Below are 14,608 nucleotides of genomic sequence, written 5' to 3' on the forward strand. Positions count from 1 at the left end.
TCATTGACGATCATGCGTGCGAATGCGAATCTTCCCTGCAGCCTCCATCAGCCAGCAGCGGGAGAGGAATCGCATGGCCGCCACCACCCCAGCCAGGCGCGTCGCCATCGTCGGCACCGGCCACCGGGCCCAGACCTTCACCGAAGCCTTCTCCCGCCGCCCGCACCTGCACGTCGCCGCCCTGTGCGACACCAACCCGGTGCGCATCGCCCACCACAACGACCTGCTCGCCGCCGCCGGCCGCCCGAAGGCCACCGCGTACGCCGCGGAGGACTTCGAGCGGCTGCTGCGCACGGAGGCCATTGACGAGGTGCTGGTCACCACCGTGGACGCGCTGCACGACCACTACATCGTCCCCGCCCTGGAACACGGCGCGCGCGTGGTCACCGAGAAGCCCATGACCGTCGACGCGGAGCGCTGCGCCCGCATCCTGGAAACCGTGCGCCGCACCGGAAACAGCCTCTCCGTGGCCTTCAACTACCGCTTCAACCCGGTCCACGAGCGGGTGCGCCGGCTCCTCGCCGAGGGCGCCGTCGGGGAGGTCCTGTCCGTGCACTTCGAGTGGCTGCTCGACGTGCGCCACGGCGCGGACTACTTCCGCCGCTGGCACCGCGATAAGGCCAACAGCGGCGGCCTGATGGTGCACAAGTCGAGCCACCACTTCGACCTGGTCAACTGGTGGCTCGGCGCCCGTCCCGAGCAGGTCTTCGGCTACGGGCGGCTGGCGTTCTACGGCCGCGAGGCGGGGGAGCGCACCGGCTACCGGCGCGACTACGAGCGGGCCCACGGGGCCCGGGCCGCGGCCGACGACCCCTTCGCCGTCCACCTGGAGGACAACGAGGCGCTGCGCTCCCTGTATCTGCGGGCGGAGGCCGAGGACGGCTATCTGCGCGACCGCAACGTCTTCGGCGACGGCATCACCATCGAGGACGACATGGCGCTCCTCGTGCGCTACTCCACCGGCGCCACCATGACGTACCACCTCACCGCGTACTCGCCGTGGGAGGGCTACCGGGTGATGTTCAACGGGACGCGCGGCCGCCTCGAGCTGCAGGTCGAGGAGAGCCTGTGGCAGCCGCCCCGCTCCCGCGTGTCCTCGGCCAAGGGCGCGGTCCACGGCGACACGGCGCTCGCCAACGCCGGCGGCCACCGCGTCACCGTCCACCCGCTGTGGCAGCCGCCGCACGAGGTGCCCGTCACCGGCTTCGACCACGCCGGCCACGGCGGCGGCGACGCGCGCATGCTGGACGCGCTCTACGGGCCCGCCGACCCCGACACCCCCGCCGACACCGGGGACGCGGCGGGACTGCGGGCCAACGAGATCGACGGCGCGCTCGCCCTGGCCGCGGGCCTGGCGGCGAACCGGTCCTTCGCCACCGGACGCCCCGTGGACATCGCGGACGTCGTGCGGGTGTGACCCGGTGGCGGGGGCGGCCCGCCCGGGCCCGCCTCCCGCCACCGTCACGCCGTGCGGCCCGCCCGGCCTCAGGCGGTGTGCAGCCGCAGTCCGTACACCGACAGGATCTCGTTCACCGGCTGGAACCAGGTCTCCCCGCCGCTGCCGCAGTTGCCCCAGCCGCCCGAGGTCACGCCCTGGGCCTGGTCGCCGCTGATGAACGAGCCGCCCGAGTCACCCGGCTCGGCGCACACATTGGTCTTGGCCATCTGGTAGACCGCGCCCTGGCTGTAGTTCACCGTCTCGTTCTTGGCCAGCACCGTGCCGCAGTGCCAGTGGGTGGTGGACCCGGAGCGGCAGATCGAGGCGCCGACCGGGGCCTCCGCGGAGCCGCGGACCAGCGCGTCCGGCACCGTGCCCCAGCCGAGCACCACCGGGACGGTCCACCAGCCGCTGCCGACGCTGACGTACGCGTAGTCGTTGCCGGGGAAGGACGAGCCCCGGAAGTTGCCGACGTACGAGCCGTCCCAGCCGTTGACGGAGGCGCCGGCCCGGCCGCAGTGCCCGGCCGTGACGAACCCGCCCTGCACCGAGAAGCCTATGGAGCACCGGACGTTGCCGGTGTAGTACGGGTCGCCGCCCACCGTGCCCGCGGCGAAGGTGGCCGGCGCCTGCGCGGCGGCCCGCTCGACCCTGACCGGGACCGAGCCCGCCCGCTTCGCCTGGCCCTTCGCCTCGCCGACGAACGCCCGTACGGCGGCGTCCCGCTCGCTGCCCCGGCGGACGGAGATCACCACATCGCCCGCCTTCGGGTCGACATGCCACCCGCTCACCCCGGCCGGCGCAGCCTTCTTCCCGGCCTTCTCGTCGAGTCTCGCCTTCACCGCGTCGAGTTCCTTCGCGGTGTGCCGGACGATCCGGGCGGTGGCGCCGGTCGCCCGTACCGCCGCGGCCCGCTCGTCGTTGGTGACGCCGACGACCAGCCGGCCGGTGTCCGCGTCGAACCAGGAGCCGCCGAACGCCTTCCCCGCGGCCCGCTCGGCCTTCGGCGCCAGCTTCATGGCCGCCGCCTCCTGACCCAGCCGCTCCCGGGCCTGACCGTCCGTCAGCCCCAGGTCCCGGCCGAGGGCGCTGACGAGCTTCGCGGAGGGGGCGGCGGGCTCCGGGCCGGGAGCCGCGGCGGCGGGGGAGAGCGCGGCGCCGGCGCCCGTCAGGGCGCCCAGGACGAGCAAGGCGGACAGGCCGACACGGACACCAGTCGTGCGTCGCATGGCAGTTCTCCTTCTGTTGCGCTACGGAACGAGGGCAGAACAGCGGAGACCTGAGAGCGCTCTCATGGCCGATCGCGGAGGAGCCTAGGGGGAGCCGAGGCGGTAAGTCCATACCAATGGAGGCGGTGGGGCCTGTTTCGAGGGGATCTCCTAGGGCGCCTCCCCCCAGGCCGCCGTCAGGGGCGTGCGGTGCGGGCGCGCGGCTCAGCGGCCACCGGGGACCACCAGGCCGGACTCGTACGCCAGGATGACGGCCTGGGTGCGGTTCCGGGCGCCCAGTTTCGTCAGCAGGTTGCTCACATGCGTCTTGACGGTCTCCAGGCTGACCGTCAGCCGGTCCGCGATGTCCGGGTTGGACAGGCCGGTGGCGATGAGCCTGAGGATCTCGGTCTCGCGCGCGGTCAGCGGCGGGTGGCCGGCGGGCAGGGCGGCCGGGGGCGCCGGCCGGGCGGCCGCCAGCCGGCGCACGGCGTCGGGGAAGAGCACCGAGTCGCCCGTCGCCACCAGCCGTATGGCGTGCGCGATCGCCTGGGACGGCGTCCGCTTGAGGAGGAAGCCGTCGGCACCCGCCCGCAGCGCGTCATAGACGTGTTCATCGCTCTCGAAGGTCGTGATCACCACGACCTTCGGCGGCTCGTCCAGCGCCGCCCGCAGCCGCCGGGTCGCCTCGATGCCGTCCATCCCGGGCATCCGCACATCCATCAGCACCACGTCCGGCCGGGTCCGCCGGACCAGGGGCAGCACCTCGCCGCCGTCCGCCGCCTCGGCCACCACCTCCAGATCGGGCTTCGCCGACAGCAGGGCCCGCAGCCCGGTGCGGGTGAGTTCCTCGTCGTCGGCGATGAGCACGGTCACAGGCGCGGGGTTCATGGCGCCGACCGTAGCGGTATCCGGGCCAGCAGCCGCCACCGGCCGCCCGGCACCGGCCCGGCGCTGACCTCGCCGCGCAGCAGCGTCACCCGCTCGCCGACCCCGGTCAGGCCCCGCCCCCGCCGCCCGGGCCGGGTGAGGCCGAGGCCGCCGCCCGCCAGCGGGTTGGTCAGCTCCGCCTCCAGCCAGTCGCCCGTCACCGCCACCCGCAGCGTCACCGGCGCCCGGGGGGCGTGGCGCAGCGCGTTGGTCAGCCCTTCCTGGACGATGCGGTAGGCCTCCCGAGACACGGCCGCCGGCACCCGCGCCCAGTCGCCGCCGGTGTCGGCCCGCACCTCGGTGCCGGTCTGCCGCACCCGCTCCACCAGGGCGTGCAGATCGCCCAGCGTGTGCTGCGGCGCCCTCGGGGCCTTGCCCTCGCGCAACACGCCCAGCACATGGTCCAGGTCGTCCATCGCGCTCCGGGAGGACTCCTCGATGCTGCTGAGCGCGCGCCGGGCCGCCTCCGGCTCGCGCTCCATCAACTCCGCCGCCACCGCGGCCTGGATGGTGGCGGCCGTGAGGGTGTGCCCGATCGAGTCGTGCAACTCCTGGGCCAGCCGGTTCCGCCCGGCCAGCAGCCGCGTCTGCTCCTCCACCGCCGCCAGCCGCGCGGACGGGCGGGGGCCGAGCAGGGACGGCGCCAGCCGCCGCAGCGCGGCCGTCGCGCCCGCGCAGACGCACACCGCCGCCACCAGGCAGCCGGCCGCCGCGAGCGGCGCCCAGGCGCCGCGCGGGCCGCCCGCCACCCGCGCCGACACGCCGAGCAGATCGATCCGGTCGCCACCGCCGAACCAGACCCCGGCCAGCGCCGCCGCCACCGCCGCCAGCATGCCTGTCACGGCCACCACCGCCCAGCCCACCGCCATGTGCAGCGCCAGCCACGCCGAGGTGCGCGCCACCCGCGGCCGGCCGGCCCCGGGCGAGGCCGGGGGCTCGGGCAGGCCCGCGCGCAACAGCCGGTTGGCCAGGCGCACACACCTCGCCCGCACCCCGAGCGGCCGGCCGCCGACCAGGAGCAGTGCCCCGAACACCGCGCCGAAGCACACCCAGCGAAGCGCCGCCGGCCACGACCGCCCGGCCCCCGCCGCCACGGCGAGCGCCACCGCCGCCGGCGGCAGGCTCCACGCCGCGCCGGCCAGCGCGTATCCCCAGCCGCGCACGGTGTCCGCACCGAACACCGGCCGCGTCGTTCTCCACACGGACGTCTTCCCCGCGGACGTCTTCCCCGGGGACCTCTTCCACACCGGCGTCTTCCACACGGGCGCAAGTATGGCGGCCGGCCCGCGGCGACCGCCTCCCCCCTGAGAGCCAGGGACGCCTTCCCCCGGCCGGGGGAGACGGAAATCCCTCCCCGCCGCGACGCGCCCCGACCCGCTGCCCGGCGACAGTGGCCCCATGCTCGAACTGATCGATGTCAGCAAGGTCTACCGGGGCGGGAAACGGGCCGTCGACCACATGACCCTGCGTCTGGGCCCCGGCCTGCTGGGTCTGCTGGGACCCAACGGCGCGGGAAAGTCGTCCCTGATGCGGATGGCCGCCACCGTCACCCGCCCCACCGGCGGAAGAGTCCTGTTCGACGGGGCGGACGCGGTGGCCCGGCCGGACGCCCTGCGGCGGGTGCTCGGCTACCTGCCGCAGGACTTCGGCGTCTACCCCCATCTGACCGCCCGGGAATTCCTGTCCTACCTCGCCGCCGCCAAGGGCGTCTCGGCCCGGGCCGCCCGCGCGCGCATCGAGGAACTGCTGCAACTCGTGAATCTCGGCGAGGCGGCCGGACGGCCGCTGGGCGGGTACTCCGGCGGGATGCTGCGCCGGGTCGGCATCGCCCAGAGCCTGCTCACCGACCCGCGCGTGCTCATCGTCGACGAGCCCACGGCCGGCCTCGACCCCCAGGAGCGGGTGCGCTTCCGGAACCTGCTCAGCGAACTGGCCGCCGACCGCGTGGTGATGCTCTCCACCCACATCGTCTCCGACATCGAGTCGGTGGCCTTCGACATCGCGGTGGTCGCCCAGGGGCGGCTGCTGCGCCGCGGCACCCCAGGGGAGCTGCTGGGCGAGGTGGCCGGGCAGGTGTGGGAGGCGCTGGTCGACCCCCGGGAGGCCGCCGCCGCGCAGGCGCGGTACCCGGTCAGCCGCGCGGTGCGCACGGCGGAGGGGGTACGGCTGCGGCTGCTGGCGCCCCGGGCGCCGTACGCGGACGCGGAACCGGTGGCTCCGGACCTGGAGGACGCCTACCTCGCCGTCATCCACCGGCCGGGCGGCCCCGGCCCGCTGGCGGACGCGCCGCGGGGGGTGCGGCGATGAGGACCGGCCCCCGGAGCGCGGGCGGGCTCGCCGGGCGGCTGGGCAGGCTCGCCCTCGCCGACTTCCGGGAGCGGGCCCGGCGCCCCGCCTACGCGCTGACCCTGGCGGCGGCGGTCGGCCTCGGCTGCCTGGCCGTGCCGGCCGCCGGCGCCCACTGGGTCATCCTCCAGATCGGCGACTACCGCGGCGTCTACAACAGCGCCTGGACCGGGGTGGCCACCGCCCTCGCCGGAGCCCTGTGGCTCACGCTCGGCGGCTTCTACGTCGTACGCGGCACCGTCGCCCGGGACGAGGCCACCGGCGTGGGACGGCTGCTGGCCGCGACACCGCTCACCCGCCCCGGCTACCTGGCGGCGAAATTCCTCAGCAACGCGATGGTGCTCGCCTCCATGGCGGGGGTGCTCGCGCTCACCGCGCCGGTGGTGCAACTGGCCCGCGGCGAGTCCGACACCGTCGACCCCGGCCCCCTGCTGCTGCCGTTCGCGCTGATCACCCTTCCCCTGGTGGCGGTCACGGCCGCCGCCGCGCTGCTGTTCGACGCCACGCCCGCGCTGCGCAAGGGGCTGGGAAACGTGGTCTGGTTCTTCGTCTGGCTGGCCATCGCGCTGGGCGGCCAGGGGCCCGGCGCCCCGCTCGGCGGCATCGGGGTGCACGGCGTCGTCGCGTCGATGCGCGCCGACCTGACCGCACGCCACGTGGACCTGGACGGCCAGGAATTCAGCCTCGGCCTGACCTTCGTCGAGCACCCGCTGCGGACCTTCGACTGGGGCGGGTTCACCCCGGGCGCGGACTTCGTGACCGGGCGCGTCGCCCTGGTCCTGGCGGCCTGCGCGGCGGCGCTGCTCCCCGCGCTCTGGTTCGGCCGGTTCGACCCCGCCCGGGGCGGTGAGTCACGGCCCCGCCCCGAGGGCCGGCCCGGCGGCACACCGCACCCCGCGCCCGCCGAAGCCCCGACGGCCCCGGTGTTCCCCGGGCCGCCACGCACCGTGGTGCGGCCGGGGGGCGCCTTCGGCCGACTCCTGGCCGGCGAGCTGCGCATCCTGCTCCAGGGTGTGTCGCGGTGGTGGTGGGCGGTCGCGGCGGCCATCGCGGTCGCCGGTTTCGTGGTGCCGCTGTCCGCGGTGACCCGGTTCGTCCTTCCGGTGGCCTGGGTCTGGCCGGTCCTCCTGTGGTCCCGGCTGGGCACCCAGCGCCACGAGTACGGCGTGGAGTCGCTGCTCGGCGCCTATCCGTCCCGCCGCGGCGCGGTGTCGGCCGAATGGCTGGCCGGGTTCGCGGTCACGGCGCTGGCCGGGTTCGCCCCGCTGGTCAGGCTGGTCGTGGCGGCCGACTGGGCCGGCGCCGGCGCCTGGGCGGGCGGCGCGCTCCTCGTGCCCTCGCTGGCCCTGGCGCTGGGCACGCTCAGCCGCACCCACCGGCTCTTCCAGGCCGTCTACCTCCCGCTGTGGTACACGACCGCGAACGGGCTGCCGCTGCTCGACTTCATGGGCGCGGTCCGGGCCGACGGCCACCCGGCCGGGCCGCCCGCGCCGGCCGTCGCCGCCGTGGCCGCGCTGCTGGCCGGCGTCGCCTTCGCGGCCGGTGCCGTACGGCGGGCCAGGCGCTGAGCCGCCGTCAGGGCCCGTGGCGCAGGGAGCGCAGCACGGACCAGGCGACCGAGACCATCGGCACGGCCACGATCGCGCCGACCACCCCGGCGACGAGACTGCCGGCGATCACCGAGATCGCCACGACCACCGGGTGCAGCTGTACCGCCCAGCTCATCACCAGCGGGTGCAGCACATGGCCCTCGATCTGGCCGATGACGACGATGAGCACCACGACGGCGGCGGCGATGACCGGGCCCCGCCCGGCCAGCGCCACCACGGTCGCCACGGCCAGCGCGATGGGCGCGCCGATCAGGGGGATGAAGGTGGCGAAGAACACCAGCACCGTCAGCGGCAGCGCCAGCGGCACCCGCAGCACGAACAGGGCGATGCCCACCAGCGTCGCGTTGGAGGCCGCCACCAGGATGATGCCGCGCGTGTAGCCGGCGAAGGTGGCCCACGCCGCCCGGGCCGCCCGGTCCCACGCGGGCCGGGCGGCCTCGGGCAGCTGGGCGTGGAACCACAGCCACATCCGGTCCCCGCCGTAGATGAAGAACACCGAGCAGAACAGCGCCAGGGCCGCGGCGGTGAGCGCCTCCACCACCCGGTTGGCCCCGCTGAGCGCCCGGCTGATCAGCGCCGCGCGGTGGGCCGAGACAAAGGAGCTGATCTTCTGGTGCAGCCCCTGCAACGTCCCGTGCCGCACCCGGAACGGCGGCTGCTCCAGCCAGCGGCTGATCCGGCCCACCCCGCCGCGGAACTCGCCCACCAGCCTGCCCGCCTCCCCGGCCGCCACGCTGCCCACCAGCGCCAGCAGACCGAGCACCACGACGATGCTGCCGACCAGCGCCAGCGCCACCGCCAGCGGCCGGGGGACCAGCCGCGCCCACAGATCGGCCAGCGGCCGCAGCAGCGCGGTGGCCACCAGCCCGAGGAACACCGCGATCGCGACGAGCTCGAAGCGCCCCAGCACCTTGAACGCCACGTACACGACCGCCCCGACCACCAGCAGCCGCCACGCGTACCCGGCGGCGAGGCGCAGCCCGGGGTGGACGAGCTCGTCCCCGGCCCGCGCGGCGGCCGCGGCGGCGCGGGCCCGGGCCGCGGCCACCGAGCCCCGGCGGCCGCCCCGCACCGGGCGCCGCGCGCGTCGGCCGTCCGGAGGGCGAGATCTGCTGCTCACCTGGGCGCCACCGCCTCTCGCGTCCCGGTCCCGCGCGGCCCACACGGATCGTGAACCATGGCTGCGTATGCCGACGTATATGTCGATGTATATGCCGATTCAAGCAGGGACCTGGCGCCACGTGCGGCAATCGGCCGCGGCGTGGCGGAGCGGGGGCGGGCCCGGCCAGGCGGTCGCGCGCAGCCCGATGTCGGCCACCCCGGCGCCGTGGGCGGCCACGAAGCGGGGTTACACCGACACGTCATCGCTCAGCCGATCTCCAGGCCGTACTCCCTCAGCCAGCGGTCCACCTCCAGCAGCGGAAGCAGCAGGTGCGCCGTGCCGGCGTGGGTCATGGTGGGGCCGGCCCCCTCGGCGAACTCCCGCACCCGCGCGGCGTCCAGCAGCCCGCCCAGCGGGGACCCGGGGTCGCCGGGCAGGGCCAGCACCGCGTCGCGCACCGCGGCCTCGTGGGCCGGGTCGTGCAGGGCCGGATACGCCGTCTTCGGCCGGGTCAGCACCTCGGGCGGGAGCAGATCGGCGGCGGCCATCCGCAGCAGGCTCTTCTCCCTGCCGTCGCAGACCTTCATATGCCACGGCACGTTCCACACGTACTCCAACAGCACGTGGTCGCAGTACGGGACCCGCACCTCCAGGCCGACGACCATGCTCATCCGGTCCTTGCGGTCCAGCAGCCCGGCCAGCGGGCCGTGCAGGCTGAAGAACAACACCTCCCGCATCCGCGCGTCCAGCCCCCGCTCACCCGGCAGCCGGGGGACCCGGGCCCGCAAGGTGGCGTAGCGGTCCTGCTCCGCCTCCCGCGGCCGCAGCTCGGCGCGCACGTCGGGAGCCAGACAGTCGGCGAGCCGAGGGGCGTCCCCGAGCCAGGGGAACCGGTCCCGCCACACCACCTGGGGGTCGTGGAACCACGGATAGCCGCCGAACACCTCGTCCGCCGCCTCGCCCGACAGCGCCACGGTGGAGGAGGCGCGCAGCCGCCGGAACAGCAGATGCATCGAGGCGTCGAAGTGGCCACGGGTGGGCAGGTCACGGGCGTGCAGCGCCGCGTGCCGGGCCCCGGCGACCTCCGTCGGGTCCAGGGCCACCTCCACATGGTCGGTGCCCAGGTGCCCGGCGGCCAGCCGCGCGTACGGCGCGTCGCGCTCCGGGCGCAGCGCGGTGGGCCGGAAGTCGCGCTCGTCCCCCACGAACCCCACCGAGAAGGTGCGCAGCGGCCCCTCCCCGGACCCACCGGCCCGGCGGGCCGCCAGCGCCGCCAGCAGCCGAACATCCCCCGCAGCCGCTCCGCGCAGCCCGCGCCCCACTCGAGGTAGGCGCGCAGCAGCACCTCGGTGTCCGAGCGGGTCGTGAAGCGATGGCCCAGGCGGCCCAGCTCCGCTCGCAGCGCACGGAAGTTGTAGATCTCGCCGCTGTACACCAGCACCACCGGCTCCCGGTACGGCCCCACCTCGGCCGTCATGGGCTGCCGCCCGCCGCGGATGTCGATGACCGCCAGCCGGCGGTGGCCGAGCCCGGCGTGGGGCCCGGTCCACACGCCCCCCTCGTCCGGGCCGCGCGCCCGCAGGGTCTCGGTCATCGCCTCGACGACGGCCCGCTCCTTTCCGACGTCCCGCGAGAAGTCCAGCCATCCGGCGAGGCCGCACACCGCGCACTCCTTCCAGCTCAGGGTCGGGCAGGATCCCTCAGGTCGGTGGGGGCCGGGGCGCCGGTCAGCCGGCACACGGCCTCCTCGAACGCGGCCGGGTCGCCGGCCAGCACCCCCTCGCGCCGCGGATGGGCCACCACCACATCGGTGAAGCCCAGCTCCGCACACCGGCCGACGGCGTCCACGATCCGCTCGGCGGAGAAGCACAGGCCGTCCAGGAAACGGCTCACATGCACCAGCTTGCGCAGGCCGGAGAAGTCCCGGCCGGTCCGCTCGCAGACCGCCTCCAGGCGCTCCAACTGGGCGGCCAGCAGCCGGAAGAGGGCCCGCTCGTCCAGCGCCCCCGGGTCGCCCACCGGCCCGTTCGTCACCCACATCCCGGCGTGCGCGGCCGCCAGCCGCATGCCCCGCGGGCCGGTCGCCGCGACGGCGAAGCGGGGCCGCGCGCACCCCGGGACCAGCCGCGTTCCGGCCACGTCGAAGAACCGGCCGTGGTGCGTCACCTCGGCGCCGCGCACCAGCCGGTCCAGGAGCGGGACGAACTCCTCGAACCGCTCGGCGGCCGCGGCCGGCGCCGGCCGCGCCCCGCCCAGCGCCGTGGCGTCCGGCCCCGGCGCCCCGGCGCCGAGTCCCAGCACGAACCGGCCCCCGCTGATGTCGTCCAAGGTCGTCACCTGGTGGGCGAGGGGCAACGGGTGCCGGAAGTTGGGGGTGGACACCAGCGTGCCCAGGGTGATGCGGCGGGTGGCGCAGGCGGCGGCGGTGAGGGTGACCAGGGCGTCGTACCAGGGCCGCCCCCGCAGCGTGCGCCAGGACAGGTGATCGAAGGTCCAGGCGTGGTCCAGGCCCAGCGCCTCGAGCCGGCTCCAGACGGCCCGCCCTTCGGACCAGGCGTGTTCGGGCAGCACCAGCGCGCCGAGCCGTACGCCGCTCATCTCACGCCTCCCCCAGCAGACAGGAGTTGAGGGCCGAACGCGAGGCGCTCACCACCCTGGGGCCGGGGTCGGTGGAGAACTTCACATAGCAGCCCGACGCCACCCCGCCCAGGACGAAGGGGCTGACCACCGGGTTGGCCGCCACCCGCGCGACCGTCCCCGCCCCGTCGAGTGCCACATCCAGCGGGAAGAGCGTCGGCTCGACCACCTCCTGGGCCACGAAGCGGCCGGTGCGCCGGGCCTCCGCCACCAGCCCCGCCCACTCCCCGGCGCCGGTGGCGGCCCCGAAGGTCACCTCGGCGCCCCCGAACCCCGTCGCCCCCTTGAGCACGAAGCGCTCCCGCCGCCGCAGCAGCAGATCCCGAAGAGGGTGGCGCCGACCGCGCCACTCCACCTCCCGGTCGTCCACCACCCTGGTCCAGGGGACATAGCGCGCCACGAAGCTCCGCTGGTCCGGCGTCATCCACTCCATCCCCTCCGACAGCAGGGCCAGCAGCTTCTCGGAGTGCAGGAACCACGAGCTCTGCGAGGGAATCATCCGGAAGCCGTGCTCCACCGCCCGCCACGCCGGGCCGACGTCGTACCCCCCGGCCTCGGCGTCCGCCAGGGCGAACTGGGCGATGCCCAGCGGCCGGCGCACCGGCCCCGGCAGCCCGATGCCCGCGTGCAGCTCCTCGAAGTCCAGATGCACCGCGGGTATCCCGTGGCGCCGCAGCTGCGCGGTCTGGATGCCGAAGAACCGGGCGAAGGGCCGGCTGCCCCACAGGCGCCGGGTGCCGACCAGGACGGCCTGCGGCGGCGCCCCGAGCTCCTCGCAGGTCCGCCGGATCAGCTCGGCCAGCGAGGGGAAGGGGTCCACACCGGTGTACGGGGGCCGGCCGGCCTCCTCCCGCACCCGCTGCCACGCCTGCTGATGGGCGTGGAAGTGCACCAGCCCGCCGAAGGCGCCACTGACGTTGACCTCGACGAACCGCGGCCCGTGCGGGCCGATCACCACATCCGCCCTGGCCATGTCGGCCCAGTGCGCCACCTCGAAGTCCTCGTCGTCGGTGAAGCCCGGGCAGTCCCGCGGGTCGACGCCGAGCGCGGCCATCCGGCCCGCACGGTCCAGCGCGAGGTGCCGTGCCGCCCGGCTCAACAGGCCGACCAGCGTCTCGGCGGCCCCGAGCAGCTCCCGGTAGCACGGCAGCGGCAGGACGAACGGCCGCAGGGGCATCGGAAAGCCCCCGTAGGGGAGTTCCCGCGTCTCCTCCCGCAGCAGCTCCACGGTGCGGGCGGCCGACAGCCCGGTCGGCGGCGGGGCGGCGGACACACCCGCCCAGGAATGAGGCGTCGCGCCTTCGGCCATGGCGGCCGGCTCCTCGTGCATCGCTCCGTCAGGTCCTCTCCCGGCCGCCGTGCGGCGCGCCGGCAGGGACGCCCGCAAGGAAGGCGTCCAGGTGGACGGTGCGGAACTCCCTGATGTTCGCGCAGCGGTGGGCCAGGTCCAGCCGGGCCGGACGGGCGTCGTCACAGAAGTACACGGCTCTCAGCTCCTCTCGGCCGATCAGCTCCAGCACCGGGTTGGCGACGAGGAAGTCCCGTACGGCGGGGGTGTCGCGCCCGGCGTGCCACCACACCCGCAGCCGTCCCTGGTGGCCGGGGGCCGGCACGATGCGCGGGCCCAGTTTCCGCTTGCGCTGGAACAGGCCCTTGCTCAGCCACGCCTCGAGGCCGCCGAAGTCGACCCGCCGTGTGGCGCCGGCTCTGTCCGGTCGCCGCCGCCAGCTCCGCCACCGTGACCCTGCCCGCCGTCGCCTGGATCCTCCGCCAGGCCCACAGCACATCGGCGGAGCCGCGCGGCCCGGCCCGCAGCCGGGCGGCGAGCACCTGGTCCAGCATCCGGAACCGGGCGCCCCAGTCGGCGCACCCGGCCAGCCGCTCCGCCAGCCCCCTGGCCCGGGCGCCCAGCAACTCCTCGGGATCGACCCAGGAGTTGGCTATCTCGTGCATGGGGACATCGAAGATCGTGTGGGCCGCCAGGGGAGTGAGCGTCACCTGCACCCCGTGGACCCGGCCGGGGTGCTCGCCCACGGCGGCCGTGGTACGCGGCCCCGTGGCCAGGCACGGCATGGAGGCGGCCCGGGTCGGGTCCAGCGCGTCCGTCAGCCGGATCGGCCCGTCGAAGAGGAAGACCAGATCCACACAGCCGCTGGGGAGCTCCAGGCGGCGCCGTGGCGCGGCGGAGACGACCCGGAACCCCTGATAGCCCAGTACGGCCCCGCGCAGCGCCCGGCACGGGGCGCGCCGCACCAACTCGTAGGACACGGGCGAACCCGCGGAGCGGGATGCTCCGGGCGTGTCCGGTGCGCCCGGCGGGCCCGGTGGGCCCGGTGTGTCAGGCGAGCCGGGTGAGTCAGGCGAGTCGGGTGAGCGAGGAGAGTCGGGTAAGCCGGATAAGTCGGATGAACCTCGTGTCATCAGCGCAGTCCTCTCGGCCCGGCGAGTCATCGATCCATCCGTACAGCTAACCCCCTTTCGCCCCGGCCGGCGACCCCGCTCCACCCCCTAGGGCAGCGGCGCTCCCACCGTGTCGAGCCAGGTACGCCAGGAGGTCGCGTGCCGGGCGGGCCCCGCGCGGAGGGGGCCGCCGAGCCACGCGGTCACCGGCCGGATGCCGTGCAGGGCGTTGACGAACCACACCTCGCGGCCGTCCAGGGCCGCGGTGCCGCACCGGCGGTGCTCCACCGGCACGCCCAGCCGCCCGGCGCGCTCCTCGATCAGGGCCGAGGTCACGCCCGCCAGCACGGGCAGGTCGGGGGAGGGGCGGCACAGCACGTCGCCCTCCCACCACAGGATGTTCGCCGTCGCTCCCTCCAGTACCAGCCCGTCCGGCGTGGTGAGCACCAGCTCCGCCGCCCCCCGCTCGGCGGCGCGCCCGCGCAGTCCGGCCAGGAGGGCCAGATCGGGCCCCTTGCGGCGGGGAAGGGCCCGAGGGTCGGCCTCCTCGCCCAGCCACACGGCCACGCTCTCGGTACGCGGCGGCGCCGGCCGTATCCGCAGGAAGAGCCGGGCCGGCTCGGGCCCGGCCAGTTCCACCCGGGGGAACCACGAACCGGCGCGCGGCAGCGCGCCGACGGCCTCCTGCCAGAACCGCTCGACGCGCGCCGGCGAGTCGCCCGTGGCCTCCGTGCAGGCTGCCACGAACCGGCGGCGATGCCGGTCCAGGCCACGCACCCGCCCGTCGTCGACCAGCCAGGAGTCGGCGGCCAGCAGCGCGGCGTCCGGCACCGGACGGCAGCGCGTCAGGCCGCGGTCCTCGGACCACATCAGCGTCCGGACCTCGGGCTCTTCTCCCGGGTCCTCGCCGGCCTGACTCCCCACGGCCCTCTCCATC

General features: G+C 75.5%; 12 protein-coding genes and 2 pseudogenes. 3 read left to right on the forward strand and 11 right to left on the reverse strand.

Annotated elements, in window-relative coordinates; genetic code table 11:
• Positions 1 to 73 precede the first annotated feature (73 nt).
• Positions 74 to 1,417, forward strand: a complete 1,344-nt coding sequence (locus ABFY07_RS10850; RefSeq protein ID WP_346174274.1) for a Gfo/Idh/MocA family protein — start codon at positions 74 to 76, stop codon at positions 1,415 to 1,417.
• Between the two features lie 68 nt (positions 1,418 to 1,485).
• Here the strand turns inward: ABFY07_RS10850 and ABFY07_RS10855 are convergent, their stop codons facing one another.
• The 3 genes from ABFY07_RS10855 to ABFY07_RS10865 all read right to left on the reverse strand — a co-directional run bounded on the left by ABFY07_RS10855 (position 1,486) and on the right by ABFY07_RS10865 (position 4,778).
• Complete coding sequence (locus ABFY07_RS10855; RefSeq protein ID WP_346174275.1) at positions 1,486 to 2,667, reverse strand: S1 family peptidase; 1,182 nt, start codon at positions 2,665 to 2,667, stop codon at positions 1,486 to 1,488.
• Between the two features lie 204 nt (positions 2,668 to 2,871).
• Positions 2,872 to 3,537, reverse strand: a complete 666-nt coding sequence (locus ABFY07_RS10860) for a response regulator (RefSeq protein ID WP_346174276.1) — start codon at positions 3,535 to 3,537, stop codon at positions 2,872 to 2,874.
• Entirely contained in the window at positions 3,534 to 4,778 is a 1,245-nt protein-coding gene (locus ABFY07_RS10865) for a sensor histidine kinase (protein WP_346174277.1), read from the reverse strand. Before ABFY07_RS10865 ends, ABFY07_RS10860 begins: the two co-directional genes overlap by 4 nt.
• Positions 4,779 to 4,974: 196 nt before the next feature.
• Between ABFY07_RS10865 and ABFY07_RS10870 the strand changes: the two genes are divergently transcribed.
• Positions 4,975 to 5,883, forward strand: a complete 909-nt coding sequence (locus tag ABFY07_RS10870) for an ATP-binding cassette domain-containing protein (RefSeq protein ID WP_346174278.1) — start codon at positions 4,975 to 4,977, stop codon at positions 5,881 to 5,883.
• Positions 5,880 to 7,490 carry a hypothetical protein gene (locus ABFY07_RS10875; protein ID WP_346174279.1) on the forward strand — a complete coding sequence of 537 codons (1,611 nt, stop codon included), beginning with the start codon at positions 5,880 to 5,882 and terminating at the stop codon, positions 7,488 to 7,490. Before ABFY07_RS10870 ends, ABFY07_RS10875 begins: the two co-directional genes overlap by 4 nt.
• Positions 7,491 to 7,497: 7 nt before the next feature.
• Here the strand turns inward: ABFY07_RS10875 and ABFY07_RS10880 are convergent, their stop codons facing one another.
• The 8 genes and pseudogenes from ABFY07_RS10880 to ABFY07_RS10910 all read right to left on the reverse strand — a co-directional run bounded on the left by ABFY07_RS10880 (position 7,498) and on the right by ABFY07_RS10910 (position 14,607).
• The gene (locus tag ABFY07_RS10880; RefSeq protein WP_346174280.1) at positions 7,498 to 8,652 is read right to left on the reverse strand and encodes an AI-2E family transporter; all 1,155 of its coding nucleotides are present in this window, start codon (positions 8,650 to 8,652) and stop codon (positions 7,498 to 7,500) included.
• A gap of 248 nt (positions 8,653 to 8,900) precedes the next feature.
• Positions 8,901 to 9,956, reverse strand: a complete 1,056-nt coding sequence (locus ABFY07_RS10885; RefSeq protein WP_346174281.1) for an asparagine synthetase B family protein — start codon at positions 9,954 to 9,956, stop codon at positions 8,901 to 8,903.
• Between the two features lie 17 nt (positions 9,957 to 9,973).
• Positions 9,974 to 10,228: pseudogene (locus ABFY07_RS10890) on the reverse strand (class II glutamine amidotransferase domain-containing protein); the annotation flags it as partial.
• Between the two features lie 86 nt (positions 10,229 to 10,314).
• Complete coding sequence (locus ABFY07_RS10895) at positions 10,315 to 11,232, reverse strand: LLM class flavin-dependent oxidoreductase (protein WP_346174282.1); 918 nt, start codon at positions 11,230 to 11,232, stop codon at positions 10,315 to 10,317.
• 1 nt (position 11,233) lies between these two features.
• The gene (locus ABFY07_RS10900; protein WP_346174283.1) at positions 11,234 to 12,601 is read right to left on the reverse strand and encodes a hypothetical protein; all 1,368 of its coding nucleotides are present in this window, start codon (positions 12,599 to 12,601) and stop codon (positions 11,234 to 11,236) included.
• 7 nt (positions 12,602 to 12,608) lie between these two features.
• Complete coding sequence (locus ABFY07_RS10905) at positions 12,609 to 12,884, reverse strand: hypothetical protein (RefSeq protein WP_346174284.1); 276 nt, start codon at positions 12,882 to 12,884, stop codon at positions 12,609 to 12,611.
• A gap of 325 nt (positions 12,885 to 13,209) precedes the next feature.
• A pseudogene (locus tag ABFY07_RS43115) lies at positions 13,210 to 13,722 on the reverse strand (DUF6597 domain-containing transcriptional factor); the annotation flags it as partial.
• Positions 13,723 to 13,779: 57 nt separating this feature from the next.
• Complete coding sequence (locus tag ABFY07_RS10910) at positions 13,780 to 14,607, reverse strand: aminotransferase class IV (RefSeq protein WP_346174285.1); 828 nt, start codon at positions 14,605 to 14,607, stop codon at positions 13,780 to 13,782.
• Position 14,608 lies beyond the last annotated feature (1 nt).

Source organism: Streptomyces sparsogenes subsp. cuspidosporus (assembly GCF_039532705.1).
GTDB classification, from domain to species: Bacteria; Actinomycetota; Actinomycetes; order Streptomycetales; family Streptomycetaceae; genus Streptomyces; species Streptomyces sparsogenes.